This is a genomic window from Nocardiopsis eucommiae, from assembly GCF_965344335.1.
Lineage (GTDB): Bacteria > Actinomycetota > Actinomycetes > Streptosporangiales > Streptosporangiaceae > Nocardiopsis > Nocardiopsis eucommiae.
In genome coordinates this window covers 39,346-62,488 of the sequence record NZ_CBDRIY010000032.1, presented here as the reverse complement: position 1 = coordinate 62,488, position 23,143 = coordinate 39,346, and the positions used below count along the sequence as shown (strand labels likewise).

The following is a 23,143-nucleotide window of genomic DNA, read 5'->3' as shown; positions in this document are numbered from 1 at the left end:
GACGAGAACAGACCACTGAGGTATCGAGAGAGGTAGACGGCACGTGAGCGCCTTCACACCCGAGGCACTGCCCTCCGCCGACGAGGCCCGGGCGGCGCTGACCGCTCTGCGCCGCGAGGTGGCCAAGGCGGTCGTGGGCCAGGACGAGACGGTGACCGGGCTGGTCGTGGCACTGCTGTGCCGTGGCCACGTACTGCTGGAGGGCGTGCCGGGTGTCGCCAAGACGCTGCTGGTGCGCACGGTCTCGCAGGCCCTGTCACTGGACCACAAGCGGGTGCAGTTCACCCCGGACCTGATGCCGGGCGACGTGACGGGTTCGCTCGTCTACGACCAGCACACGGCGAAGTTCGAGTTCATGAAGGGCCCGGTCTTCACCAACCTGCTGTTGGCCGACGAGATCAACCGGACCCCGCCCAAGACCCAGGCCTCCCTGCTGGAGGCCATGGAGGAGCGCCAGGTCACCGTGGAGGGGCGGCCGGTCGCGCTGCCGGACCCGTTCATGGTCGCGGCCACCCAGAACCCGGTCGAGTACGAGGGGACCTATCCGCTGCCCGAGGCCCAGCTGGACCGGTTCCTGCTCAAGGTGACGGTCCCGCTGCCGGAGCGCAACGCCGAGGTCGCCATGCTGGGCCGACACGCCGCCGGGTTCGACCCCAGCGACCTGGACGCGGCGGGCGTGACCGCCGTGGCCGGGGCCGCCGAGCTGCACGCGGCGCGCGCGTCCGTGGCCCAGGTGCGGATCGCGCCCGAGGTCCTCGGCTACATCGTGGACCTGTGCCGCGCCACCCGCTACTCCGCGTCCCTCCAGCTGGGCGCCTCCCCGCGCGGCGCGACGGCCCTGCTGCGCACCAGCCGGGCGTGGGCGTGGCTGTCCGGTCGCGACTACGTGACCCCTGACGACGTGAAGGCCCTGGCCAAGGGCACGCTCCGGCACCGGATCGGACTGCGGCCGGAGGCGGAGCTGGAGGGTGCCACCGCCGACGGTGTGCTCGACGGTGTGCTGGCCTCCGTCCCGGTGCCGCGCTGATGGTGGTCACCGGCCGGGCCTCGCTCCTGGCACTGGTGGCGGTGGCCGCCGTGGCGGTCTCCGGGGACATCGGCGGGATCGTCACCTTCGTCTCCGTCGGTCTCGTGGTGCTGCTGGTCGCGCTGGACGCGCTGTTGGCGACCTCTCCGAGGCGGCTCCGGCTGTCCCGCGAGGGCGACACCACGCTGCGCCTGGGCGAGACGGCCGAGGTGTGCGTGACGGTGGCCAACCCGACCCGGCGGCGGCTGCGCGGCCGGGTGCGCGACGCCTGGCCCCCGAGCGCGCACGCCTCCCCCCGGGCCCAACCGCTGCTGGTGGGACCGGGGGAACGGCGTCGGGTACGGACCGTGCTCACCCCCACGCGCCGGGGCGACGCCCGTGCCGCCGGGGTGACGGTGCGCAGTGTCGGACCCCTGGGACTGGCCGGGCGTCAGCGCACGCTCACGGCCCCCTGGACCGTGCGCGCCCTGCCGCCCTTCCACAGCCGCAGGCACCTTCCGGGCAAGCTGTCCCGGCTGCGTGAGCTGGAGGGTCAGCACACGGCGATGGTGCGCGGGCAGGGCAGCGAGTTCGACTCCCTGCGCGACTACGTGCCCGGTGACGACGTGCGCTCCATCGACTGGCGGGCGACCGCCCGCAACGACGGCGTGGTCGTGCGGACGTGGCGCCCCGAGCGGGACCGGCGCATCCTCATCGTGCTGGACACCGGCCGCACCTCGGCCGGTCGGGTCGGCGACACTCCCCGACTGGACCACGCGATGGACGCGGCTCTGCTGCTGACCGCGCTCGCGGGCAAGGCGGGCGACCGGGTGGACTTCATGGCCCATGACCGTTCCGTGCGTGCCCAGGTCCGGGCCTCGGGCAAGGGCAGCCAGGTCAACCGGGTGGTGGAGGCCATGGCCACGCTGGAGGCCACACTCGTGGAGTCGGACCCGGCGGCCCTGGTGAGCTCCGTGCTCACCCAGGGGCGGTCGCGCAAGCTGGTCGTGCTGCTCACCGACCTCAACGCCACCTCGCTGGAGGAGGGCCTGCTGCCGAGGCTGCCACTGCTCTCGACACACCACCTGCTGCTGGTGGCGGGGGTCAGGGACCCCGAGGTGGAGGAGATGGCGGCCGGGAGGGGTGGGCCGGAGGCCCTGTACCGGGCGGCGTCGGCCGAACGGACGCTGAGCGAGCGGCACCGGATCAGCAGGGAACTGCGCCGGATGGGCGCCGAGGTGGTGGACGCGAGCCCCGAGCAGATCGCTCCGGCGCTCGCGGACGCCTACATCAACCTGAAGGCCCAGGGGCGGCTGTAGGACGGAACGAACGCGAGGGGCCACCACCGGGTGCGGTGGTGGCCCCTCGTGGTTCCGGGTCCCGGGTCAGGCGTCCTGGTCGGAGCCGCCCCGCAGCTTGGCGCCGACCTCGAGGGCGGAGCGCTCCTCGGTCAGGCGTCGCAGCGCCTCCTCCTTGGAGATGGCGGTCCTCGGGGTGACCAGGCTGACGACCACCCCGGCGACCAGGGCCACCGCCAGCGACGGGATCACGGCGTTGCCCCAGAAGGCGGTGAACGAGGCGACGTTGTTGACGACCAGCGCCGCCACCGAGCCGCCCAGCATCGCGGCGATCCCGCCCTGCCAGGTGGCGCGGGGCCAGAACTTGCCGAGGAGCGACGCCACCAGCAGGCCGGTGAGCACCGTGGAGATCATCAGGGTGATGTACCCGATCAGGGTCGTGGCCATGAGGGAGAACACGAGGGCGAGCCCCATCACGGCGATCAGTCCCCAGCGGGAGTAACGGACCAGGTTCCGTGGGTCGGGAAGCCGGCCCGTGACCAGCTGGGAGATGTCGCGGACCAGGATGGTGACGCTGACGATGGCGTCCGAGTCACCCGAGGACATCGTGGCCGACAACCCGGCGACCAGCAGGAACGCGCCCAGCCACACCGGGAACAGGGTGGTGACCAGGTAGGGGAAGGCCATGTCCGGGTTGTCGAGGGCGGGTTCGAGGGTGTGGGCCGACATCCCCGCGATCGCCGGGAGGATCGAGAACGCCGCGAAGAGGGCACCGGCGAGGACGAAGCTGCGCCGCACGGTCCGCACGTTGACGGCCGAGTAGATCCGCTGGCGGTACGAGGGGGTGGCCAGCACGCCGACGGCGATGACCACGGCGAGGGAGAGGGCGGGCACCGGGCCCAGTGCCTCGTAGCCGAACAGGGAGAGCGCCTCCTCGGAGGAGCCCTCGCTGATCCCGTCGAGTCCGCCGACGCTCACCAGCGCCAGGACGGCGAGGATGGTGAAGCCGAGGAAGAGGATGGTGCCCTGGATGGCATCGGTGATCACCACCGCGAGGTAGCCGCCGACGACCGTGTAGACGCCGAAGCCCAGGGCGATGACCACCTTGGCCGTGTTCTGGTCCATGTCGGTGAGGAAGGAGAGGTACATGGCTCCACCCATGATGTGCGCGCCCAGCCATCCCACGGAGGCCAGGAACAGCAGGACGGCCACCACCCCCTTGATCGCGCGGCTGGCGCCGAAGTAGTAGCTCATCTCCTCCGGGAAGGTCATGAACCCCTTCTCGCGGACGTCGGCGAAGAGCCACAGCAGGAGGAAGACACCGGCGGCGCCGCCGACTCCGTACAGGGCGCCCGCCCAGCCGTTCTGGTAGGCGAAGCCGACCGCGCCCAGGCTGGAACCGGTGCCGACGAGGGTGGCCAGGGTGCTCCCCATGACCAACGGGGTGCCCAGACCGCGTCCGGCGAGGAGGAAGTCCTCGCCGTCCTTGGTGCGCCGGGCGACCCACCAACTGATCGCGATCATCAGCAGCACCGAGGCGAGCAGTGCCGACAGGTAGATCACGTTGGTCTGGCTCATGACGAACCTCCAGGGGTGACGGGGGGAGGGGGTGGTGGGGAGTTGGGGTGGGGGTGTGAGAGGCGGGGCCCGGGGGTGTGGGGCCCGGGGGTGTGAGAGGCGGGGAGCGGGTGTGGAGACCGGGTGTGGCCGGAGTGTGCGGCCCGGACCCGGGGACCGGGCCGCACGGTGGGAGCGGGGGCTCGGGGCCCCGGGATCAGTCGGCCGGGTGGTACAGGACCGCGTCGACCTCGATGGCGAAGCCGGGCAGGTCCGCCTGGATGGTGGTACGCACCGGCGCCTTGTCCCCGAAGTACTCCGCGAACACCCCGTTCATCGCCTGGAAGTCCGCCAGGTCGCGCAGGTAGACCCGGGCCTGGACGGCCTCCGACAGGTCCGCCCCCGCGGCCGCCGCCACGGTGGCCAGGTTGTCGAACGTGGCGCGCGCCTGCTCCAGGAACGGGCCCTCGATCACCGAACCGTCGGTGCGGTGCGGCGTCGCCCCGGCGAGGTACACGAAGTCCCCGGCCACGACCGCGTGGGAGTAGGGACCGCCGGGCGGTGCGGCGTCCGGGGTGTTGACGATCTTCTTCTCAGCCATGCTTCCTCCTTGGGTGGGTGGTACCGGTGGTCGACCGGACCGGTGCTGAAGTTCGGTGCTGCGGTGGTGCAGTGGTCAGAACAGGGTGCGAACGGCGTCCACGACCCGGCCGTCCGCGTCGAGCACGGGGATCAGCGGCCACTTGTCGAACACCGTGCAGGCGTGGGAGAGCCCGAGTTCGACCACGTCTCCCACACGCACCGCCTCCTCGGCGGGAGCGCTGAGGTCGAGGAACGCGTGGTGGTCGTTGAGCTCGACCACGCGCGCCCCGTCCGCCAAGGGGATTCGTTCCCCGTCGCGCAGCACCGCGCGCGGAACGGGCAGGTCGACGTCGAACGACACGTCGCGCTTGCCGACCCCCAGCAGCGCGCGACCCGGCTCCGGGCGGGACAGGACCCGCGCGTGGCAGCTCAGCGCGGGGCGCAGGGGGTCGTCGTCGGCGGCGGACCGCAGGGGCGACGCCCGCTCCATGAACAGGTCGTCGTGGGTCACGTAGCAGCCGGAGCGAACGATTCGGCGGACCGGGCGCGACAGCTCGGGTGGCTCCGCGAGGGCGTCGGAGACCAGGTCGGGATAGCTGCTCCCGCCCGCGGTGACGATCACCTCGGCCGCCTCGTCGAACAGGTGCTCCGCGTCGGCCCGGCGGGCGAGGTCGTACAGGCGGTCGAGCCAGGCGCGCACGCGGTCCGGGGAGTCGTCGTCGCGGCGCTGGGGGAACACTCCCTCGAAGGCCTCCACCCCCACGAGGGTGAGTCGCGGTGAGGCGGCGACCGTGCGGGCCAGTTCCAGGGCCTGCTCCGGGTCCCGGACTCCCGTGCGGCGTCCGGCCACGCCGAGCTCCACCAGGACCGGCAGGGGTCGGGCGGCTCCGGCCAGGGCATTCTCCATGATCCGGACCCCTTCGACGGAGTCCACCAGGCAGAGCGGCTCGAACCCGGGGTCGGCCAGGGCGTCGGCCAGCCAGGCCAGCTGGGCCGGTTCCACGACCTCGTTGGCGATCAGGACCCGGGGCACACCGAAGCGGCGCATCACCCGGGCCTGGGCGACGGTGGCGGCGGTCAGACCCCAGGCGCCCCGCTCCAGCTGCGCCGACCACAGCCGGGGGGCCATCGTGGTCTTGGCGTGCGGGGCGAGGTCGACTCCGTGTTCGGCGCACCAGCGGGCGAACCGGTCGAGGTTGTGCGTGAGCGCCGCCTGGTCGAGGGTGACGGCGGGCAGCCAGAGGTCGCTCAGGTGCAGGTCGGCGGCGCGGATCCGGTCGACCGACGTGGGGCCGTCCGGCACGGACCGCGCCTCCACCGGCGCGGAGTCGAGTGCGGCCAACGGCGCGGTGGGGAGCCCGTGTCCGGCGGCGGGGTCGGTGGGCAGGGGTCTCGAAGGTGACTCTGTCAAGGTGCGCTCCCGTCGTTTCCGGCCCTCAGGCACGGTCCTTGGCGGCTGGGCGGGGGAAGGGCTCGTCGAAGTCCTCGGGGCGGTCCAGGCGCTGGACGGCGGAGCGCACCTGCTGGTGACGGTGGTCCTCGGCCCGTTCCTGGGCGGCGCTCAGGGGTACCCACGCCGGGGGCGGCTCGGCGGCTCGCGGTGTGAGCAGGCAGCCGCGGGCGTAGGTGGCGGTGTTGGTCAGGCGGAGCGGGGCCTCCCGGGTGCCGCCGTGCACGTCGACGACGGGGAAGCGCCCCTCCTCGGCGTCGAACACGGCGATGTCGGCGTCCGCGCCCGGGCTCAGCGTCCCGGCGGGCAGGCCGAACGCGCGCGCGGGGCGGTGGGTGGCGGCGGCGACCACGTCGGTCAGGCCCATTCCGGCGGCCAGGGCCTTGCCCATGACGGTCGGCAGGTCGAAGGCGGGGCCGTACACGGACCGGATGTGCAGGTCGGTGGAGACCAGGGGGACCAGACCGGCGGCCAGCTCGGCTTCGAGCACGTCGAAGTCGAAGGCGCCGGAGCCGTGCCCCAGGTCGAAGAGCACGCCGGAGTCGCGCAGGCGCAGCAGGGTGTCCGCGGGGCGGCCGTCGACCACCAGGCCGGTGGCGACCCCGGTGGCGCAGTGGGTGACGACGTCTCCCTCGGTGAGGAAGGGCGCGATGTCACCGAGGTCGGGCGGGCCGTAGCCGATGTGCACCATGAGCGGGCGCTCCAGGCGGCGTGCCAGCTCCGCGGCTCTGCGCAGGGGCTCCACGCCGTGCGCGCCGACGGTGTGGCTGTCCATGCGCGCCTTGACGCCGCAGACGAAGTCACCGTGGCGGGCCACCACGTCCGCGGCCGCGTCGACGTCGAGGTTCTCCAGGACGTGGTGCTCGCCCGTGCGTCCGACCAGCCCGATCCCGGAGACGTTGACCAGGGCCCGGACGCGGAACGGGGCGGGCTCGGCCACACTACGGCGCAGCCCGTCGAGGCCGTAGGCACCGGCGGAACCCGCGTCGACCCAGGTCGTGACGCCGGTGCGCCAGGCGATCGGCTCCGGGTCCACGCCCCAGTACGTGGCGCCGTGCAGCACGTGGGTGTGCGCGTCCACCAGACCGGGGAGCACCAGCTTCCCGTGGACGTCCTCGACCCGTGCGGCCCGGTCCACCGGCAGGGCGGCGGCGACCTCCGCGATCCGTCCGGCCCTGACAGCGACGTCGGCCGTCCCGTCACGCCCCGAGGCCGGGTCGATGACGCGGCCGCCGCGCAACAACAGGTCCCACACTCGAGCCACCTCCGTTGTGCTGCGTACTGCGCAACACTGTTGCGCGGTGAACAACATATTGAATAGCATTCGCCGGTGACGCAGGTCAACACATCCCGTGAGACCAGTCACCAGACGAACCGGAGGTCGTGAGTGAGCACGCAGCGACGGATCGAGGTACCAGCGCCGTCCTCTCCCGCGAGCTCCCAGGACGCGTCCCCCTCTCCACTCGACGCGGTGTGCGTGGGCGAGACGATGGCGCTCCTCATCCCCGAACCGCACTCCAACGGGTCCCCCCGATTCCACGCCGAGATCGGCGGAGCCGAGTCCAACGTCGCGGTGCACCTCGCCCGCGCCGGACGGGCCGTCGCGTGGCGCAGCGCGCTGGGCGACGACGTGTTCGGGCACCACGTGCGCGAACGCCTGACCGACGCGGGCGTGCGGTGCCTGGTCCGGGAGGACCGCACGCGCTCCACCGGCCTCTACATGAAGGAGCCCTCCCCCGAGGGCACGCGCGTGCGCTACTGGCGCGCCGGATCCGCCGCCTCCACCCTGCGCCCGGCGGACGCGGCCGAGGTGTGGCGGTGGCGGCCCCGGCTGGTGCACACGACCGGGATCACCGCCGTCCTGTCCCACACGGCGCGTGACCTGGTGCGGGAGCTGTTCGAGCAGGCGCCCCCCACGACCGTGCGCAGCTTCGACGTGAACTACCGCCCCGCGCTGCACGGCGCGGACAACGCCGACCTCCTGCTGGACCTGGCCCGCCGCGCCGACGTGGTGTTCTGCGGCCTGGACGAGGCCCAGTCCCTGTGGCGGGTCGAGTCCCTGCCCCACCTGGTCGAACTCCTGGCCGGCCCGGACGGCCCCGACCTCGTCGTCGTCAAGCAGGGCGCCCGGGGCGCCACCGCCGTCCGGGACGGGCGGACCTGGTTCGAGCCCGCTCCCCGCGTGGAGGTCGTCGAACCCGTCGGGGCCGGGGACGCCTTCGCCGCCGGGTTCCTCGACCGCCTGCTGGACGGTGCTCCCCTGCCCGACTGCCTGGCGGAAGGCGCCAGACTGGCCGGGGTGGTGCTCGGACTCCCCGGTGACATCCCGCCTCCGCAGGAGGGGTCCCCCGCCACCCGCTGAGAGGCCGTCCCAGTCCGGAACCGCCTCCGACCACCCCAGGGGCCGCGCCCCTGCAGACCAAGGGGAGAACCACCGGTGTCCAACAGTGTCGAACGCGCCCTGCGCATCCTCGTGGAGCTGGCCGACGGTCCCAGCACCATCAGTGAGCTCGGCCGCCGCCTCGACGTGCACCGCACCACCTCGCTGCGCCTGCTGCGCACCCTGGAGGAGGAGCGGTTCGTGCGCCGCGCGGACGACGGCGCCTACCGGCTGGGGCCCCGCCTTGCCGCCCTCGCCGCCGCCGCGCTGGACGGGCTCGACATCCGCGACAGCGCCGCCCGGCACCTCGCGGCGCTGGGCGACACCTGCGGGCAGACCATCCACCTGGGCGTGCTGGAGGGCCACCAGGTGATGTACCTGGACAAGGTGGAGTCGCGACAGGCCGTGCGCATGTACTCCCACATCGGCGCGCTGGCGCCGCTGCACGCCACCGGGATCGGCAAGGTCCTCCTCGCCTACCTGTCCGCCGGGGAGCGCGACGACCTGCTCGGGGCCTCCCCCTACCCCCGGTACACACCGAACACGCTCACCGACCGGGCGGCGCTCGACGAGGTCCTCGACCGCACCGCGCGCCAGGGGTGGGCCCTGGACGACTTCGAGCACGAGGAGTTCATCCACTGTGTGTCCGCGCCGGTCTTCGACGCGGCCGGACGGGTGGCCGCCGCGATCTCCGTGTCGGCCCCGAGCATGGTGCTGGACCGGCCCGGGCTGCTCGCCCACACCGAGGACCTGACCTCCACAGCGAGGGCCATCAGCGAAGAACTGGGTTGGAGCCAACGATGACCACGAACGACGGCGCCCCGACGGGCTCGATTCCCGGCTGGGCCGACTTCTTCCGTGAGGGGCTCGCCCCCGTCCCCGTGATCCTGATCCTGCGCGGGACCACACCCGAGGAGGCGGTCGCCGCGGCCCGGGCCGCATGGAGCGCGGGGGTGCGGCTGGTGGAGGTCACCCAGGAGAGCGAGGCGGGGGCGCCCGCCCTGGGAGCGGTGGTGAGCGCCGCCGAGGGGCGGCTCCCCGTGGGCGCGGGAACGGTGACCACGCCCGAGCGGCTGCGCCGGGCGGTCAACGCCGGAGCGGAGTTCGGGGTGGCCCCCGGGCTCGACCCGGACACCGTCGCGGAGGCCGACCGCCTGGGCGTGCCGTTCCTTCCCGGGGTCTCCTCGCCCACCGAGGTCGGTCAGGCGCTCCGGCTGGGGGTCACCACGGTGAAGGCGTTCCCGGCCAAGGTGCTGGGGCCCGCCTGGGTGTCCGCCATGGCGGGCCCGTTCCCCGAGATCCGCGTCGTTGCCACAGGCGGGGTCGACGCCCGGAACGCGGCCGACTACCTACGCGCGGGAGCGGTCGGCGTGGGCGTGGGCCGCTCCGCGACCGAGGGCGGCGCCCTGGCCGAGCTGATCCGAACCCTCTAGGCGGTGGGCTGCGGAGGCAACGCCCCTTCGTGCACTATGTGTGCCATGGCCCCTCCCCCCGAAGCCCACAACCACGCCGACGGACCCGTGTACGGGCACCTGGTCCAGGCCCGGGACATCCACGGTGGCGTCACCGTGAACGCCGCGCCGGTGGCCGCCCCGGTGCACGACGTCAGTTTGGATCCTCCACGTCCCTCCACCGCGGTGCGCGGGCGCGACTCCCTCCTCGACGCGCTCCGCGCGGCCATGGAACGGGGGGCACCCGTCCCCCACGTGCTCACCGGCCCTGGCGGGTTCGGCAAGACCACCGTGGCTGCCTCGCTCGCGGAGCACGCCCGGTCGGAGGGCTGGACGGTGTTCTGGGTGCGCCCGGACACGATCCAGCCGAGCATGCTGGAAGCCGCCGTCGAGCTGGGGGGTTCTCGACAGGAGGCAGACCAGTTCAGGGCCGCGCCCCGCCAGGCGGCGCGCTGGGTCTGGCGGCACCTGGACGCCGCGCCCCGCCCCTGGCTGCTGGTCATTGACAACGCCGATCAGCCGGAGCTGCTCGACCCGGAGAACCGTCCGGGTGAGCAGCGCGGCTGGATGCGGTCCAGCCCTGGCGGCTTCGTGCTGGTCACCAGCCGCGTGGACGATCCCGGGCTGTGGGCGCCCGCGACGGTGCACCGATTGGGCTCGCTCCACGGCCAGGAGGCAGTGGACGCACTGGTCGACCACGCGGGAGGACGACGCCCGTCCGGATCCGACGAGTTGGCCGCACGTCTCGGTGGGATCCCCTTGGCACTGTCGCTGGCCGGACGCATCCTGGCCACCCACGGCGTGCTCTTCCCCGACGCGCGGTCCCTGCTGGAGCACATCGAGGAGGACGTTTCCCGGCTCGATGCGCTGGCGACACCGATGTCCCAGGGCGGAGGCACCGAACGTCAACTCCTGTCGGGGGTCTGGAACGTATCGCTGCGCCTGGTCTCCGACCAGAACCCACAGGCAATCCCGCTTCTACGGGTTCTCGCGGTCTTCGGCAGCGACGGCCGGGCCGTACCCATGGCGAAGCTGCCCTTGGAGGACCTCAGGGGTGGAAGGCTCGACCTCCACTCCATTCCACTTGATGCCGCCTCGTTGGCCCGCACGCTGAACGCCCTCGTGGTACACGGTCTGGTCACCGTCATCGGAACCGGGAACGACATGGCTCTCCAGCTGCACCCTCTCGTGTCTGAGGGGGTCAGGTCGGGGATGACGGAGCAGGACCTACCGCTGGTCGAAGAGATGGGTACGCTCCTGGACCGTCAGGGGGAACAGGACCTCAGGTTCCAGATCGCCGCCCGAGGGACTCTGGCCCGCCTCTGGAGCAAGCTGTCCGCGCACTCTGAGGAGGACAGTAATCGCACTCCTGAGTTCACCAATCAGCGAGAACTGGGACGTGCTCTGCTCCTCATCGGCCTGCCCGAACCGGGGGAACGTCTTTTCACGAAGCTGGTTGCGGACGCGACGAGGGTGTTGGGCGCGGAGAACTCCTTCACCCTCAAGGCCCGCCACTTTCTGGCCGAGGCCAAGATGTACCAGGGACTCCTTGATGAGGCGGAAGAAGAGTTTCGCGCGCTCCTTTCCACAGTGACGTCGGCACTCGGCGCGGACGATGTCGCGACAACCGAGGTTCGGTACATGTTGGCTCTGGTCCTCGTCCGTCGTGAGCGCTGGGCCGAGGCGGAGAAGCAGCTCCAGCGTGTCTATGACGAACGCGTGGCGACCTCGGGGGAGACCGAACCGAGTGTCCTGTTCACTGCGGCGACACTGGCCTACGTGGCCGTGAAACAGGGTCGCGCACGAGAGGGAGAGAGGACGCTCCGGCGAGTGTACGCGATCCGGGAGAGCACGCTGGGAGCCGAGCACAGCCAGACTCTGAACGTCCTGCAGGATCTGGCGCACGCGGTGGAGACGGATGGGCGGCTCGCGGAGGCCGAACGCATGTTCCGACGTGTTCGCGACGTGCGTCGCGAACACGTCGGAGCGGGGCTACCTGACACAGTGCTCGCGGAGAAGGATCTGGAGAGGGTACGGGCAGCGCTGGCACGCGCTGAATCAGGAGCGCAGGGCACCCAGGAAGGATGACCATGCCACGGGAACGAACCCGAGGCGGGTTCCGTCCGGTGCACGAGAGTCCCGGGCGCTCACACCGTGCTGACCCACAAGGGCCTCGACACAGCAGCTGGCTCCCTGACTGAAACTGCTCTTGAACCAAGGGGGAGAGTCGTCCATACCCACGATCGTGACACGGGAGCGCCCGGAATCACAGGCCCTTCGGCCCGTCAGCCCGCCACGGGGAGGGCGGCCGGGGCGTCCTCGATGTCGCCGGTCACGCCCTCCAGGTAGGCCCTCCTACCCACCGTGTAGACGTAGACGAAGAACAGGACCTCCGCCACCACGCCGATGCCGATGGCGACCCAGGTGTTGGTGATCCAGCCGGTGACCAGGCCCTCGATCAACCCCGAGACGAACAGCACCACCACCAGGCCCAGGACCACCGCGATGGCCGCGCGGGCCTCCTCACCGAGGGCGCGCAGACGGGTCCGCTCCCCCGGTGCGATCAGCGACCACCCGATCTTCAGGCCCACGCCCCCGGCCACGAACACGGCGGTCATCTCCAGCAGGCCGTGCGGGAGGATCAGCGCGAAGAACACGTCGCCGCGCCCCATCGCGAACATCATGCCCCCGGCCATCCCGAGGTTGACCGCGTTGAGGAACAGCACGCCGATGGTGGGCAGCCCGAAGGCCACCCCGAAGATGATCGCCTGCGCCGCCACCCAGGCGTTGTTGGTCCACACCTGGGCCGCGAAGGAGCCGGCCGGGTTCTCCACGTAGTAGTTGGCGAAGTCGTGCTCGACGTAGCGCGCGATGGACTCGGGGGTGCCCAACGCCGCGAGGACCTCCGGGTTGGTGGCGATCCACACCCCGGTGACCGTGGCCACGGCGAGGGTCCCGGCGGTCACGCCGATCCACCACCAGCGCAGCCGGTAGAGCACGGCCGGGAACACCCGGGTGAAGAAGCCGGTGACGTCCGTCCACGAGGAGGCGTGCGAGCCGGTGACCGCCGAACGGGCCCGGGCGACCTGGGAGGTGAGCCGCCCCGCCAGTTCCGGGTCCTGACCGGAGGAGCGCACCACCGACAGGTGGGTCGACACCCTCTGGTACAGGTCGACGAGTTCGTCGATCTCCTCACCTGTGAGCGAACGGCGCCGACGCACCAGTTCGTCCAGTCGTTCCCACTCCTGGGCGTGCGCGGCGGCGAACACGTCGATATCCACGTAAGGGACATTACTGGATTTCGGCCTTCGCCTCCCCGACGGGTGAGAACAGCGCCGCGCGCTGGCGGGTAGTGTCAGGGAGACGGTTTCAGACACCCGGTAAGGGAGCGTGCACTGGTGTCCTATCCCGGTGGTGGCGAGACCCGTGACGACGTGTACGGCGTGACGCCGCTGGTCACGGGCGACGCGGTGGTGCTCGAACTGCGCCCGGCCGGGTTCGCCACGCGTGCGGCGGCGATCGCCATCGACTTCCTGGTGCAGGTCATCGCGCTGATCGCCCTGGGTCTGCTGGTCAACTGGATCGGTGTGAGCGTCGACTTCGCCGCGACCAGCGCGGTCTCCCTCGCCTCCACCATCCTCGTCATCGTGGGCTACCCCGCCGCGTTCGAGTCGATCTCACGCGGGCGCTCCCTGGGCAAGATGGCCTTGGGCCTGCGTGTGGTGGGCACCGACGGCTCCCCGGAACGCTTCCGGCAGGCCCTGGCCCGCGCCCTCTCCGGTTTCGTGGAGCTGTGGATGACCTTCGGTGTCATCGCCCTGGTCACCTCGATGCTCAACCGGGACGGCCGCAGGGTCGGTGACTTCGTGGCCGGAACCATGGTGGTGGAGGAGCGCACCGGGGGCCGCCGCGACACGGCCGTCCCGATGCCCCCGCACCTGGCCGCCTGGGCCGCGACGACCGAGCTGTCGCGCCTGTCCCCGGAGACCGCCAACGCCGCCCGCCAGTACGTCCTGCGTTACGGCGAGCTGGCCGAGCACACCCGTCACGAGATGGGCAGCCAGCTCGCGGACACGGTGGCGTCGCAGATCAGCCCGCTTCCGCCACCCGGCACGACCCCGCCGTACTTCCTCGCCGCCGTCCTGGCGGAGCGCCGTCGGCGCAGCCTGGAGGCCATGAACGCCGAGGGTCAGGGGCGCCAGGAGCGCAGGTAGGCCTCCTGGCCCGGGGTGAGGACGTCGATGCCCACCCCCAGGGCCGCGAGTTCCAGGCGCGCGACCTCGTTGTCGGTCTCCTCGGGCACCTCCGCCACGCCCGGGGCGAGGGTGGCGTGTTCCCGGGCCAGCCACTCGGTGGTGAGGGCCTGCACCGCGAACGACATGTCCATGACGGCGGCCGGATGCCCCTCCGCCGCTCCCAGGTTGACCAGACGCCCTTCGGAGAGCAGCAGGAGCCTGCGGCCGTCCTCGAACTCGTACTCGTCGGCCTGTTCCCGCACACCCCGGTCCACGGAGACGGCGAGCGACTCCAGGGCGTTGAGGTCGATCTCCAGGTCGAAGTGGCCCGAGTTGGCCAGGATCGCCCCGTCGCGCATCACCGACAGGTGCTCGCGCCGGATCACGTCCCGGTTCCCGGTGGCGGTGACGAACACGTCCCCGACGGGGGCGGCGGTCTCCATGGTGGCGACCGTGTACCCCTGCATCACGGCGTCCAGCGCCTTGACCGGGTCCACCTCGGTGACGACCACGTTCGAGCCCATCCCCCGGAACCTCTCGGCCAGACCCCGACCGCAGTAGCCGAACCCGGCCACGACGACGGTCCGACCGGCCAGGAGCGTGTTGGTGGCCCGCAGGACACCGTCCACGGTCGACTGCCCGGTGCCGTACCGGTTGTCGAACATCCGCTTGGTCCGGGTGTCGTTGACCGCCACCATCGGCAGCCGGAGCTCGCCCTCCGCGCTCATCCGGCGCAGCCGGATCACTCCGGTGGTGGTCTGCTCACAGCCCCCGAGGATCCCCTCCAGCAGTTCGGGGCGGCTCACGTGCGCGGTGTTGACCAGGTCGCAGCCGTCGTCCAGCAGCAGGTGCGGCCGGGACTCCAGGACGGTGACCAGGTTGCGGTCGTAGGCGGCCGTGTCCATCCCCGCCCACGCGTGCACGGCCACCCCGTACTCGGTGACCAGGGCGGCGGCGGTGTCGTCCTGGGTGGACAGCGGGTTGGAGGCGGCGAGCCACACGTGCGCCCCGCCCGCGCGCAGCACACGGAGCAGGTTGGCGGTCTCGGCGGTCACGTGCAGGCACGCGGCCACCCGCAGACCTTCGAGCGGGCGTTCGTCCGCGAACCGCGCGCGGACGCTGCGCAGGACCGGCATGGAGCGTTCGGCCCATGCCACACGGCGGACCCCGGCCTTCGCGAGGCCGAGGTCCGCCACCTCGTGTGAGGGAGGAGTCATCTGAGGTAGGACTCGCCCCTAGTAGCGGTAGTGGTCGGGCTTGAACGGCCCGGCCACGTCCACGCCGATGTAGGCGGCCTGCTCCTTGGTGAGCTCGGTCAGCTTGACGCCGAGCGCGGCCAGGTGCAGACGGGCGACCTTCTCGTCGAGGATCTTCGGCAGCGTGTACACGTCGGTCGGGTACTCGTCGGGCTTGGTGAACAGCTCGATCTGCGCGATGACCTGGTTGGTGAAGCTGTTGGACATCACGAAGCTGGGGTGGCCGGTGGCGTTGCCGAGGTTCAGCAGGCGGCCCTCGGAGAGCACCAGGACGGACTTGCCGTTGTCCTGGGTCCACTCGTGGACCTGCGGCTTGATCTCCTTCTTGGTGATCCCGGGGACCTTCGCCAGGCCGGCCATGTCGATCTCGTTGTCGAAGTGGCCGACGTTGCCGACGATCGCCTGGTGCTTCATGCGCAGGATCTGGTCGGCCATGATCACGTTGAAGTTGCCGGTGGTGGTGACGAAGATGTCACCGACGTCCAGCACGTCCTCCAGCGTGGTGACCTGGAACCCGTCCATCGCGGCCTGGAGGGCGTTGATGGGGTCGATCTCGGTGACGATCACGCGGGCGCCCTGGCCGCGCAGCGCCTCGGCGGAACCCTTGCCGACGTCGCCGTAACCGCAGACGACGGCGACCTTGCCACCGATGAGGACGTCGGTGGCGCGCATGATGCCGTCCGGCAGCGAGTGGCGGATGCCGTACTTGTTGTCGAACTTGCTCTTGGTGACGGAGTCGTTGACGTTGATCGCCGGGAACGACAGGCTGCCGTCACGCTGCATCTCGTAGAGGCGGAGGACACCGGTGGTGGTCTCCTCGGTGACGCCCTTGATCCCCCGGGCGATGGCGGTCCACTTGCCGGAGTCCTTCTTGAGGCTCTCCTGGAGGAGGGTCAGGACGACCTCGAACTCCTCGCTGTCGGCCGTGGACGGGTCCGGGACGGCACCGGCCTTCTCGAACTCGGCGCCCTTGTGGACGAGCATGGTGGCGTCACCGCCGTCGTCCAGGATCATGTTGGGGCCCTCGCCGGGCCAGGTGAGGGCCTGCTCCGTGCACCACCAGTACTCCTCCAGCGTCTCGCCCTTCCAGGCGAAGACGGGGACGCCCTTCGGGTCGTCGACGGTGCCGTCGGGGCCGACCACCACGGCGGCCGCGGCGTGGTCCTGGGTCGAGAAGATGTTGCAGGAGACCCAGCGGACCTCGGCGCCGAGGGCGACGAGCGTCTCGATGAGGACGGCGGTCTGGACGGTCATGTGCAGCGAGCCCATGATGCGGGCGCCCGTGAGCGGCTTGCTGTCACCGAACTCGGCGCGGGTGGCCATGAGGCCGGGCATCTCGTGCTCGGCGAGACGGATCTCGTCGCGGCCGAACTCGGCCAGGGAGAGATCTGCGACCTTGAAGTCGAAAGCCATGCGTTCCTCACTCGTCAAGTCATGGTTGCCACCCGATTCTAGGCCCGCGACCACCCTCCGCACACAAACCTCACACAGAGATGTCAGATTCGCGCGACGCGGCGGTGGTGGTGGGTTAGGGTCACCTGCATGGCCGCCCTCGACGACGACCCCACAGCGCCCGGACCGCACGGTGCGCCGGTTCCCATCTCCGCCGCCGCCGAGCGGGTCGGCAGCACCGCACGCATGCTGCGCTACCGCGAGGGCCTCGGTCTGCTCCCCCGCACGCAGGAACAGCCCACGGGACGCGGCCACCGGCACCGTCGGTTCACGGAGGACGACCTGCGCACGATCGCGGGCGGGCTGGAGCTGGAGCGCGAGTTCGACATCCCTCCCGCCGCCCTCGCCTTCGCCCTGAGGGTCCTGGCCGAACCCGAGGTACTGGCCCGGGTCCGCGCGCACGGCGAGCGTCTGGGCAGGTTGGCCGCCGCCCCCACCCGCGCGCTGGACTTCGAGAAGGAGAAGGCCATGCGTCTCCTTCACGCACGTCGCCCGGCCCCGCAGGGCCCCGGGACGCGCGGCGGCCCTTCTGGTTGACCTGAGCCCACGGCCGTCACCGGACACACGGCCCCACCCTTCGGCATGTTTTGGCAAAGACCGCACGGGCTACGGATGAGACCGTGGACAGCCAAATCGGAGACACGGCCTGGGAGACACTCCCCGAGCGCGTGCGCGCAGACCTCAGGGACGTCGACCTCCTTCGGACGGTCTGGGCCCGCCGACGCCAGGACCGGCCCCAACAGCGGCACGGGGCCGCGCGACGCGAACTGACGCGCGACCGCGTGCGGGAGTGGGGTGGCGGAGCCGACCTCACCGACCTGCTGCTGACCGGCGAGTCCGTATCCGGAGAACCCCTCACCGGACCCCACGTCGCCGCGCTGGCGGGACGGGTCGCCGAGCTCCCCGAGGGCGAGGAGCGCCGGACCGGCGTCCCCGACGGTCCCCCGTTGCGCCCCCTGCGGACCGCGCTGTCCACGGAACACACGCTGCGCCTGGCCCGGGCCGCGACGGTCCCCGCACACCCGGTGGTACGGGCCGCGCACACCTACGCCGAGTGCGTCCGGGTGGCGGCCGAGGCCTCCGGGGAGGAGACGCACGGCGACGGGGCGGCCTGGACGCTGCCGTGGGTGCTGGCCTCACGGGTCCTCCAACGGGCCGACCTGCCCCCGCTGCTCCTCGACCCCGGCACCCCTCCGCCCGACCCGGCGGGCAAGCACGACCCCGAGGAACCTCTCGCGCCCCTGGTCTCCCACATGGCCCGGCTGGTCACGGGTGCGCTGCGTGACGAGCTGGCGTGGAACCCGGAGGAGGCGGTCCCGAGCGGTCGCCCGGTCCCCCCGCTGACGGCCGTGACGCGGCGCCGGGTCCTGGAGCACGTGCGCTCCCGGCGCGGTTCGGTGGCGCTGCTGCTGAGCGCCCTGGATCCGACGGCGACCGCCACCGTGACCTCCGGCGACGGTGGCCGGGGCGGAGACACCGCGCACTGGTGGTCCTGCCTGGAACTCCTGGTGGACGGGGCCTCACTCGCCCTGTACGTGGTGGTCCGGGACGTGGGCAGCCCGCCCTCGGGGGTGCTCGCGGTGACCGCGCACGCGCGCCTGACCACCCCGGAGGGGGTCCGGTCGGCGCTGGAGATGTCACGGAGCGACAGCGTCACCGTGCTGCCCACGGACTGCGTGGACGACCGCTGGCCCCAGGTGCGGGAGCTCGTGGACGAGGCGGTGTCGCGCGCCGTGCACGAGCTCACGCGCGGCTGAGCGGGGCGGGAGCCACGCGAGTGGGCAGGGCTGGCGGGTGGACGGGCGCCACGCGGGTGGGCAGGCGGTGGACGGGAGCCACGCGGATAGGTGGGCGCCGGACGTCAGCCGCTGAGGCCCAGGATCAGCAGGAGCAGCAACAGAATGATGATGGTGACCAGTACCGCCGGGATCACCCAGCCCTGCTGGAGGATCGAGTCCTGCTGGCTCGGCCGCTGGTGCGGCGTGTGGTGCGGTGTGTAGGTCTGGTTCGGGTTGACCGCCCCGGTCATCATCGGGTTCGCGCCCTGGTGCACGGCGTGCGGCTGGTGGTGCGGACTCGGGGCGCCCGGCCTCGGGTTGGACATCCCCGGGTGGGCGCCGAATCCGCCGTGCCGGGGGTTCGAGCTCATCGGGTGGCCCATCTGTCCCGGGCGGGGGTTCGAGGTCCCCGGCTGCGGACCGAGGGGGCGCGGGTTGGACACGCCCGGCGGGTACCCCATGCCCGGCTGTCCGCCGGTCTGCGGGTACTGCGGGGCCTGCGGGTGCACGGGGGGCAGCGGGTTGCCGTTGAGCAGGCCGGTCTGCGCCACCCGCTCGCCCTGCTGGAGCGCGTCGTCGGCGTCGTTGGAGGCACCGACCGGGCCGTCGTGGCCGAGCAGCCGCATGAGCAGCGTCTGGGCGTTCGGGCGGCGGTTCGGGTCCTTGTCCAGGCACGACTCCACGATCGGCCGCAGCGCCTCGTCCACCCCGTCCAGGTCCGGCGGGGCGCTCACCACGCGGTGCACGACCGCCGGGACGGTGTCCGAACCGAACGGTGCGCGGCCCGTCGAGGAGAACGCGATCACACAGCCCCAGGCGAAGATGTCGCACTTGTCGGTGATCCCGCGGCCCTCGATCTGCTCGGGCGCCATGTAGGAGGGCGTGCCGACGATCGAGTTGGTCATCGTGGCGGTGCCGTCGTCCACCCGGGCGATGCCGAAGTCGATCACGCGCGGGCCGTCCGGGCCCAGCAGCACGTTCCCGGGCTTGAAGTCGCGGTGGACGATCCCCGCCTTGTGGATGGCCACGAGCGCCGTGGCGGTGGAGACGGCCAGGCGCTGGAGCGCGGTGCCGCGCACCGTCCTGCCCTTGGCCACCGTCTCCTGGAGGTCCTTGCCCGGCACGAACTCGCTGACCACGTAGGGAGGGTCGCTGTCGAGCTGGGCGTCGATGATCGCCGCCGTGCAGAAGGACGCGACCCGCTGGGCGGCCCGCACCTCCTTCTCGAACCGCTTGCGCAGGTCGGCGTCGGCGGACCACTGGTCGTTGAGGACCTTGACCGCGTACTCGTCGCCGTTCCCGTCCTCAGCGAGGTAGACGACCCCCTGGCCGCCCTTCCCCAGTCGTCCGGTCACGCTGTATTCGCCGAACGCGGAGGGGTCGCTCGGCAGTAGCGATTCGGGACCGGGCATCGATGTCCTCCTGGGAGGTGGGCTTGAGCGGGGGCGCAGCATCAGGGTAACGGGGAAGGGACGCCGGGTGGGGCCGCGACCAGTCGCGGCCCCGAAGGAGTCCCCTCACCCGGGTGTACCGGATATGACTGCTGAAACGCGGAGTTCGTTCCCCTCCCCGCCCAACCTTTTCCCAGCGTTCAGGAGAGCGTGCGCGCCTCGTCCACCAGCAGGACCGGAATCCCGTCGCGGATGGGGTAGGCCAGGCCGCTCTCGTCACAGACCAGTTCGTCGGTCTCCGGGTCGTGGCGCAGCGGGGCCTGGCTCTGCGGGCAGGCCAGGATCTCCAGCAGCCAGCCGTCGATCTTCGTGCTCATGGTTCTCGTTCCTCGTGTGATGGCCGTGTCAGGCGCGGACGATGGCCAGGACCTCGTCGCGCAGGCGCGCCACGGCGGTGTCGTCCGGGGCCTCGACGTTGAGCCGCAGGAGCGGCTCGGTGTTGGAGGCGCGCAGGTTGAACCACGCGCCGTCCGCCAGGGTGACGCTGAGGCCGTCGAGCTCGTCGACGGTCACCCCGTCCCGGTCCCCGAACGCGGCGCGCACCGCGGCCATGCGACCGGCGGCGTCGTCGACCTTGGAGTTGACCTCCCCCGAGGCCGCGTACCGGGAGTACTCCTCCGTGATCCGCGAGAGCGGACGGTCGTCCGCGCCCAGGACACGCAGGACGTGCATGGCCGCGAGCATACCCGTGTCGGCCTTCCAGAAGTCCCGGAAGTAGTAGTGCGCGGAGTGCTCCCCGCCGAAGATCGCACCGGTCTCGGCCATGGTCGCCTTGATAAAGGAGTGGCCGACACGGGTGCGCACGGGCCTGCCGCCGCGCTCGGTGACGATCTCGGGGACCGCCGCCGAGGTGATGAGGTTGTGGATGACGGTGCCGCCGGGCTCGCGCTTGAGTTCCTCGGAGGCGACCAGCGCGGTCACGGCGGACGGGGAGACGGGCTCGCCCCGCTCGTCGATCACGAAGCAGCGGTCGGCGTCGCCGTCGAAGGCCAGGCCGAGGTCGGCGCCGGTCTCACGCACCTTGGCCTGGAGGTCGACCAGGTTGTCGGGGTCCAGGGGGTTGGCCGGGTGGTTGGGGAAGGTGCCGTCCAGCTCGAAGTACAGCGGGACGACGTCCAGCGGCAGGCCCTGTTCCAGGACGGCCGGGACGGTGAGGCCGCCCATGCCGTTGCCCGCGTCCACGACGACCCTGAGCGGACGGGAGCCGGTGAGGTCGACGAGCTGCCGGAGGTAGTCCGCGTAACCGGGCAGCAGGTCCCGCTCGGTGACGGTGCCCCTCGGGCCCTCGTGGGCGTTCGGGTCCTCGGCCCCGGACAGGAAGTCCTCCGCGAGCCCGCGGACGTCGGCCAGCCCGGTCTCGGCGCTGATCGGAGCGGCGCCCGCGCGGCACATCTTGATGCCGTTGTACTCGGCCGGGTTGTGGCTGGCGGTGAACATCGCGCCGGGCAGGTCCAGGGAGCCCGATCCGTAGTACAGGAGGTCGGTGGAGCCGAGTCCGGCGAAGACGACGTCCACGCCCTGGGAGGTGACGCCGTCCGCGAAGGCGCGGGCGAGCTCCGGTGAGGAGGGGCGCATGTCGTGGGAGACCACGACGGCGGGTCCGCCGACCACCCGGGCGAAGGCGGCACCGATCGCGTGGGCGATCCCGGCGTTGAAGGTGTCCGGGATCACACCGCGTACGTCGTATGCCTTGAAGATGCTTCCGAGGTCAGCCACGTCTGCTCCGGCCAGGTCGATCCTGCGACGATTCGGTCCAGCGCCCCGTCGTTCGAGCGCCGTACAAAACTAGCAAGACCGGGCCGGGTCAGCCGTTCGGGTGGTGTGGCGGGCGTTGCTCACCCCGGTCGGACTTGACCACGCGCAGGTGGCCCCGGCGCAGCGTCTCGTGGCCCTCCCCCACGGGTTCGCCGGGGGACGGCTCTTGACGCGCGGGCGGCCGCGCCGCCTCACGTACGGCGTCGGCGAGGGCCTCCAGGTCATCGCTGCCGGGACCACCTCCCGACGTCTCGACCGGAAGCCGAACGACCTCCCAGCCACGCGGCGCGGTCAACCGTTCGGCGTGGATCGCGCACAGGTCGTAACAGTGCGGTTCCACGTAGGCGGCGAGCGGACCGAGGACGGCGGTGGAGTCGGCGTAGACGTACGTGAGCGTGAATACGGCGGGCTGCCTGCACGCGGTGCGGGAACAGCGTCGAACATGGCTCACAGCGTTTGACTGTATGCCTTTACCGAGGGACACGCCAGCATCGTCCCATGACCTGCACAGTTTTTGGGCGACTGTTCTTGACCCGGGAGGGTCGACGTCCGATTCTTCCGTGGCGCCAGGACTTCGCGCAGGGCCCGCGATGGCTTAGTCTCGAAGTGTGCGACGAGTGCGCCTTTCCAGTGGCCAACCAGACAGAGTGCGGCGCCGGGACCGCCGGGGCCGGGGCATCCGCGGTCCTCTCGTGCCCTCCGACCTGCCCGTCTCCCGGAGCCGGGCGCAGGCCTTCGACGACCTCGTCCTGGACGCGGTCGAACGCCTCGAACGCCTGTGGGCGCGTGAGCTGGCGAACGTCGACTTCCTCGTGGAGGACGTTCCCCCGATCCCGCCCCACGGTGACCTGACCGAGGCGATCCCCTTCTCCCGCCTGGAGAGCGAACCCACGGGCCGCGCGCGGATCATCGTCTACCGGCGCCCGGTGGAGATCAGGACCAAGGATCCCGAGGAGCTGGCCCTCCTCGTCCACGAGACCGTGGTCGAGGAAGTGGCCAACCTGCTCGGCGTCGAACCCGAGTCCGTGGACCCGGAGAACTGATCACACCTCGTCGAGCGACCTCTCCAGCTCGTCCAGGCAGGAGCGCCAGCCCTCCGCCGTGCGCTCCGCCCAGTCCCGGCCCGTGAACGTGTGTGCCAGCACCAGCCGCCCGTCCTCCTCCAGGGTGAGGCGGAGCTGGTGCTCGCCCGTCTCCGTGTCGAACTCCCGGAAGCCGAACACCCGTGGCGGGTCCACCTCCGTGACCACGGCCGTCGTCTCCTGACCCTCCCCGTCGTCGAAGGCGATCTCGCCGCCGACCCGCAGGTCCAGCTGGTCGACCGCCATCGGGTACCACCGGCTCAGTTCGGCGGGCTCCGTGAGGGCGCGCCACACCCGCTCCACGGGTCGCCCGAGGTCCCGTTCCAGCGTCAGCGTCCACCTGTCGTCACCCAGCGACTCCAGCCGCGTCTCGCCCATGCCGCCCCCTTCGACCGATCCCTCTCGCTGAC

At 71.7% G+C, this 23,143-nt stretch carries 23 protein-coding genes; 10 read left to right on the top strand and 13 right to left on the bottom strand.

Annotated features, from left to right (window positions below; genetic code table 11):
• Window positions 1-43: 43 nt before the first annotated feature.
• The gene (locus ACRWK8_RS19700; protein WP_378745003.1) at window positions 44-1,027 is read left to right on the top strand and encodes an AAA family ATPase; all 984 of its coding nucleotides are present in this window, start codon (window positions 44-46) and stop codon (window positions 1,025-1,027) included.
• Entirely contained in the window at window positions 1,027-2,325 is a 1,299-nt protein-coding gene (locus ACRWK8_RS19695; RefSeq protein WP_378744997.1) for a DUF58 domain-containing protein, read from the top strand. The genes ACRWK8_RS19700 and ACRWK8_RS19695 overlap by 1 nt, the downstream gene beginning before the upstream one ends.
• 66 nt (window positions 2,326-2,391) lie before the next feature.
• On the opposite strand, the gene ACRWK8_RS19690 is transcribed toward ACRWK8_RS19695, so the two are convergent.
• The 4 genes from ACRWK8_RS19690 to ACRWK8_RS19675 form a co-directional block, all read right to left on the bottom strand.
• The gene (locus ACRWK8_RS19690) at window positions 2,392-3,882 is read right to left on the bottom strand and encodes a sodium:solute symporter family protein (protein WP_378744992.1); all 1,491 of its coding nucleotides are present in this window, start codon (window positions 3,880-3,882) and stop codon (window positions 2,392-2,394) included.
• 196 nt (window positions 3,883-4,078) lie between these two features.
• Window positions 4,079-4,462, bottom strand: coding sequence for a RidA family protein (locus ACRWK8_RS19685; protein ID WP_431872061.1), 384 nt, complete (start codon window positions 4,460-4,462; stop codon window positions 4,079-4,081).
• A gap of 75 nt (window positions 4,463-4,537) precedes the next feature.
• On the bottom strand, window positions 4,538-5,854 hold the full coding sequence (locus ACRWK8_RS19680; RefSeq protein WP_431872059.1) for an alanine racemase: 1,317 nt from the start codon (window positions 5,852-5,854) through the stop codon (window positions 4,538-4,540).
• Between the two features lie 25 nt (window positions 5,855-5,879).
• Window positions 5,880-7,148 (bottom strand): amidohydrolase family protein, encoded by a 1,269-nt coding sequence (locus tag ACRWK8_RS19675; protein ID WP_431872073.1) that lies wholly within the window; start codon window positions 7,146-7,148, stop codon window positions 5,880-5,882.
• 132 nt (window positions 7,149-7,280) lie between these two features.
• Here ACRWK8_RS19675 and ACRWK8_RS19670 point away from each other — a divergent pair, with 132 nt between their 5' ends.
• The 4 genes from ACRWK8_RS19670 to ACRWK8_RS19655 all read left to right on the top strand — a co-directional run bounded on the left by ACRWK8_RS19670 (window position 7,281) and on the right by ACRWK8_RS19655 (window position 11,812).
• Window positions 7,281-8,255, top strand: a complete 975-nt coding sequence (locus ACRWK8_RS19670; RefSeq protein WP_431872057.1) for a sugar kinase — start codon at window positions 7,281-7,283, stop codon at window positions 8,253-8,255.
• Window positions 8,256-8,330: 75 nt separating this feature from the next.
• A complete protein-coding gene (locus ACRWK8_RS19665) occupies window positions 8,331-9,077 on the top strand; it encodes an IclR family transcriptional regulator (protein ID WP_431872055.1) in 747 nt (248 codons plus the stop codon).
• Window positions 9,074-9,706 (top strand): bifunctional 4-hydroxy-2-oxoglutarate aldolase/2-dehydro-3-deoxy-phosphogluconate aldolase, encoded by a 633-nt coding sequence (locus ACRWK8_RS19660; protein WP_431872053.1) that lies wholly within the window; start codon window positions 9,074-9,076, stop codon window positions 9,704-9,706. Before ACRWK8_RS19665 ends, ACRWK8_RS19660 begins: the two co-directional genes overlap by 4 nt.
• 45 nt (window positions 9,707-9,751) lie before the next feature.
• Window positions 9,752-11,812: a tetratricopeptide repeat protein gene (locus ACRWK8_RS19655; RefSeq protein ID WP_431872051.1), complete on the top strand. Its 2,061-nt coding sequence runs from the start codon at window positions 9,752-9,754 to the stop codon at window positions 11,810-11,812.
• On the opposite strand, the gene ACRWK8_RS19650 is transcribed toward ACRWK8_RS19655, so the two are convergent.
• Window positions 11,783-11,959: a DUF397 domain-containing protein gene (locus ACRWK8_RS19650; RefSeq protein ID WP_378744916.1), complete on the bottom strand. Its 177-nt coding sequence runs from the start codon at window positions 11,957-11,959 to the stop codon at window positions 11,783-11,785. The genes ACRWK8_RS19655 and ACRWK8_RS19650 overlap by 30 nt on opposite strands.
• 50 nt (window positions 11,960-12,009) lie before the next feature.
• On the bottom strand, window positions 12,010-13,005 hold the full coding sequence (locus ACRWK8_RS19645; protein ID WP_431872049.1) for a stage II sporulation protein M: 996 nt from the start codon (window positions 13,003-13,005) through the stop codon (window positions 12,010-12,012).
• A 117-nt stretch (window positions 13,006-13,122) separates the two neighbouring features.
• Here ACRWK8_RS19645 and ACRWK8_RS19640 point away from each other — a divergent pair, with 117 nt between their 5' ends.
• Window positions 13,123-13,938, top strand: coding sequence for an RDD family protein (locus ACRWK8_RS19640; protein WP_378744906.1), 816 nt, complete (start codon window positions 13,123-13,125; stop codon window positions 13,936-13,938).
• Here ACRWK8_RS19640 and ahcY (ACRWK8_RS19635) read toward each other — a convergent pair.
• Window positions 13,914-15,176, bottom strand: coding sequence for an adenosylhomocysteinase (gene ahcY / locus ACRWK8_RS19635; RefSeq protein WP_431872047.1), 1,263 nt, complete (start codon window positions 15,174-15,176; stop codon window positions 13,914-13,916). The genes ACRWK8_RS19640 and ahcY (ACRWK8_RS19635) overlap by 25 nt on opposite strands.
• 18 nt (window positions 15,177-15,194) lie before the next feature.
• On the bottom strand, window positions 15,195-16,628 hold the full coding sequence (gene ahcY / locus ACRWK8_RS19630; RefSeq protein ID WP_378744895.1) for an adenosylhomocysteinase: 1,434 nt from the start codon (window positions 16,626-16,628) through the stop codon (window positions 15,195-15,197).
• Window positions 16,629-16,757: 129 nt separating this feature from the next.
• On the opposite strand from ahcY (ACRWK8_RS19630), the gene ACRWK8_RS19625 reads away from it, so the two are divergent.
• A complete protein-coding gene (locus tag ACRWK8_RS19625) occupies window positions 16,758-17,204 on the top strand; it encodes a MerR family transcriptional regulator (protein ID WP_378744888.1) in 447 nt (148 codons plus the stop codon).
• A gap of 83 nt (window positions 17,205-17,287) precedes the next feature.
• Window positions 17,288-18,424, top strand: coding sequence for a hypothetical protein (locus ACRWK8_RS19620; protein ID WP_431872043.1), 1,137 nt, complete (start codon window positions 17,288-17,290; stop codon window positions 18,422-18,424).
• A 104-nt stretch (window positions 18,425-18,528) separates the two neighbouring features.
• Here ACRWK8_RS19620 and ACRWK8_RS19615 read toward each other — a convergent pair whose 3' ends face one another.
• The 4 genes from ACRWK8_RS19615 to ACRWK8_RS19600 all read right to left on the bottom strand — a co-directional run bounded on the left by ACRWK8_RS19615 (window position 18,529) and on the right by ACRWK8_RS19600 (window position 22,102).
• Entirely contained in the window at window positions 18,529-19,857 is a 1,329-nt protein-coding gene (locus ACRWK8_RS19615; RefSeq protein WP_431872041.1) for a serine/threonine-protein kinase, read from the bottom strand.
• Between the two features lie 179 nt (window positions 19,858-20,036).
• The gene (locus tag ACRWK8_RS19610; RefSeq protein WP_357768719.1) at window positions 20,037-20,213 is read right to left on the bottom strand and encodes a Trm112 family protein; all 177 of its coding nucleotides are present in this window, start codon (window positions 20,211-20,213) and stop codon (window positions 20,037-20,039) included.
• A 28-nt stretch (window positions 20,214-20,241) separates the two neighbouring features.
• Window positions 20,242-21,612 (bottom strand): phosphomannomutase/phosphoglucomutase, encoded by a 1,371-nt coding sequence (locus ACRWK8_RS19605; protein WP_378744863.1) that lies wholly within the window; start codon window positions 21,610-21,612, stop codon window positions 20,242-20,244.
• 88 nt (window positions 21,613-21,700) lie between these two features.
• The gene (locus tag ACRWK8_RS19600) at window positions 21,701-22,102 is read right to left on the bottom strand and encodes a DUF3499 domain-containing protein (RefSeq protein WP_017542446.1); all 402 of its coding nucleotides are present in this window, start codon (window positions 22,100-22,102) and stop codon (window positions 21,701-21,703) included.
• A gap of 196 nt (window positions 22,103-22,298) precedes the next feature.
• Here ACRWK8_RS19600 and ACRWK8_RS19595 point away from each other — a divergent pair, with 196 nt between their 5' ends.
• On the top strand, window positions 22,299-22,694 hold the full coding sequence (locus ACRWK8_RS19595) for a metallopeptidase family protein (RefSeq protein WP_378744850.1): 396 nt from the start codon (window positions 22,299-22,301) through the stop codon (window positions 22,692-22,694).
• Here the strand turns inward: ACRWK8_RS19595 and ACRWK8_RS19590 are convergent, their stop codons facing one another.
• On the bottom strand, window positions 22,695-23,111 hold the full coding sequence (locus tag ACRWK8_RS19590) for an SRPBCC domain-containing protein (RefSeq protein ID WP_431872037.1): 417 nt from the start codon (window positions 23,109-23,111) through the stop codon (window positions 22,695-22,697).
• Window positions 23,112-23,143 lie beyond the last annotated feature (32 nt).

Coding starts and splice junctions, on each gene's coding strand:
- ACRWK8_RS19695 (WP_378744997.1), top strand. CDS start 1,027: ATGGTGGTCACCGGCCGGGCCTCGCTCCTGGCACTGGTGGCGGTGGCC.
- ACRWK8_RS19690 (WP_378744992.1), bottom strand. CDS start 3,882: ATGAGCCAGACCAACGTGATCTACCTGTCGGCACTGCTCGCCTCGGTG.
- ACRWK8_RS19685 (WP_431872061.1), bottom strand. CDS start 4,462: ATGGCTGAGAAGAAGATCGTCAACACCCCGGACGCCGCACCGCCCGGC.
- ACRWK8_RS19660 (WP_431872053.1), top strand. CDS start 9,074: ATGACCACGAACGACGGCGCCCCGACGGGCTCGATTCCCGGCTGGGCC.
- ACRWK8_RS19655 (WP_431872051.1), top strand. CDS start 9,752: ATGGCCCCTCCCCCCGAAGCCCACAACCACGCCGACGGACCCGTGTAC.
- ACRWK8_RS19650 (WP_378744916.1), bottom strand. CDS start 11,959: ATGGACGACTCTCCCCCTTGGTTCAAGAGCAGTTTCAGTCAGGGAGCC.
- ahcY (WP_431872047.1), bottom strand. CDS start 15,176: ATGACTCCTCCCTCACACGAGGTGGCGGACCTCGGCCTCGCGAAGGCC.
- ahcY (WP_378744895.1), bottom strand. CDS start 16,628: ATGGCTTTCGACTTCAAGGTCGCAGATCTCTCCCTGGCCGAGTTCGGC.
- ACRWK8_RS19625 (WP_378744888.1), top strand. CDS start 16,758: ATGGCCGCCCTCGACGACGACCCCACAGCGCCCGGACCGCACGGTGCG.
- ACRWK8_RS19615 (WP_431872041.1), bottom strand. CDS start 19,857: ATGCCCGGTCCCGAATCGCTACTGCCGAGCGACCCCTCCGCGTTCGGC.
- ACRWK8_RS19610 (WP_357768719.1), bottom strand. CDS start 20,213: ATGAGCACGAAGATCGACGGCTGGCTGCTGGAGATCCTGGCCTGCCCG.
- ACRWK8_RS19590 (WP_431872037.1), bottom strand. CDS start 23,111: ATGGGCGAGACGCGGCTGGAGTCGCTGGGTGACGACAGGTGGACGCTG.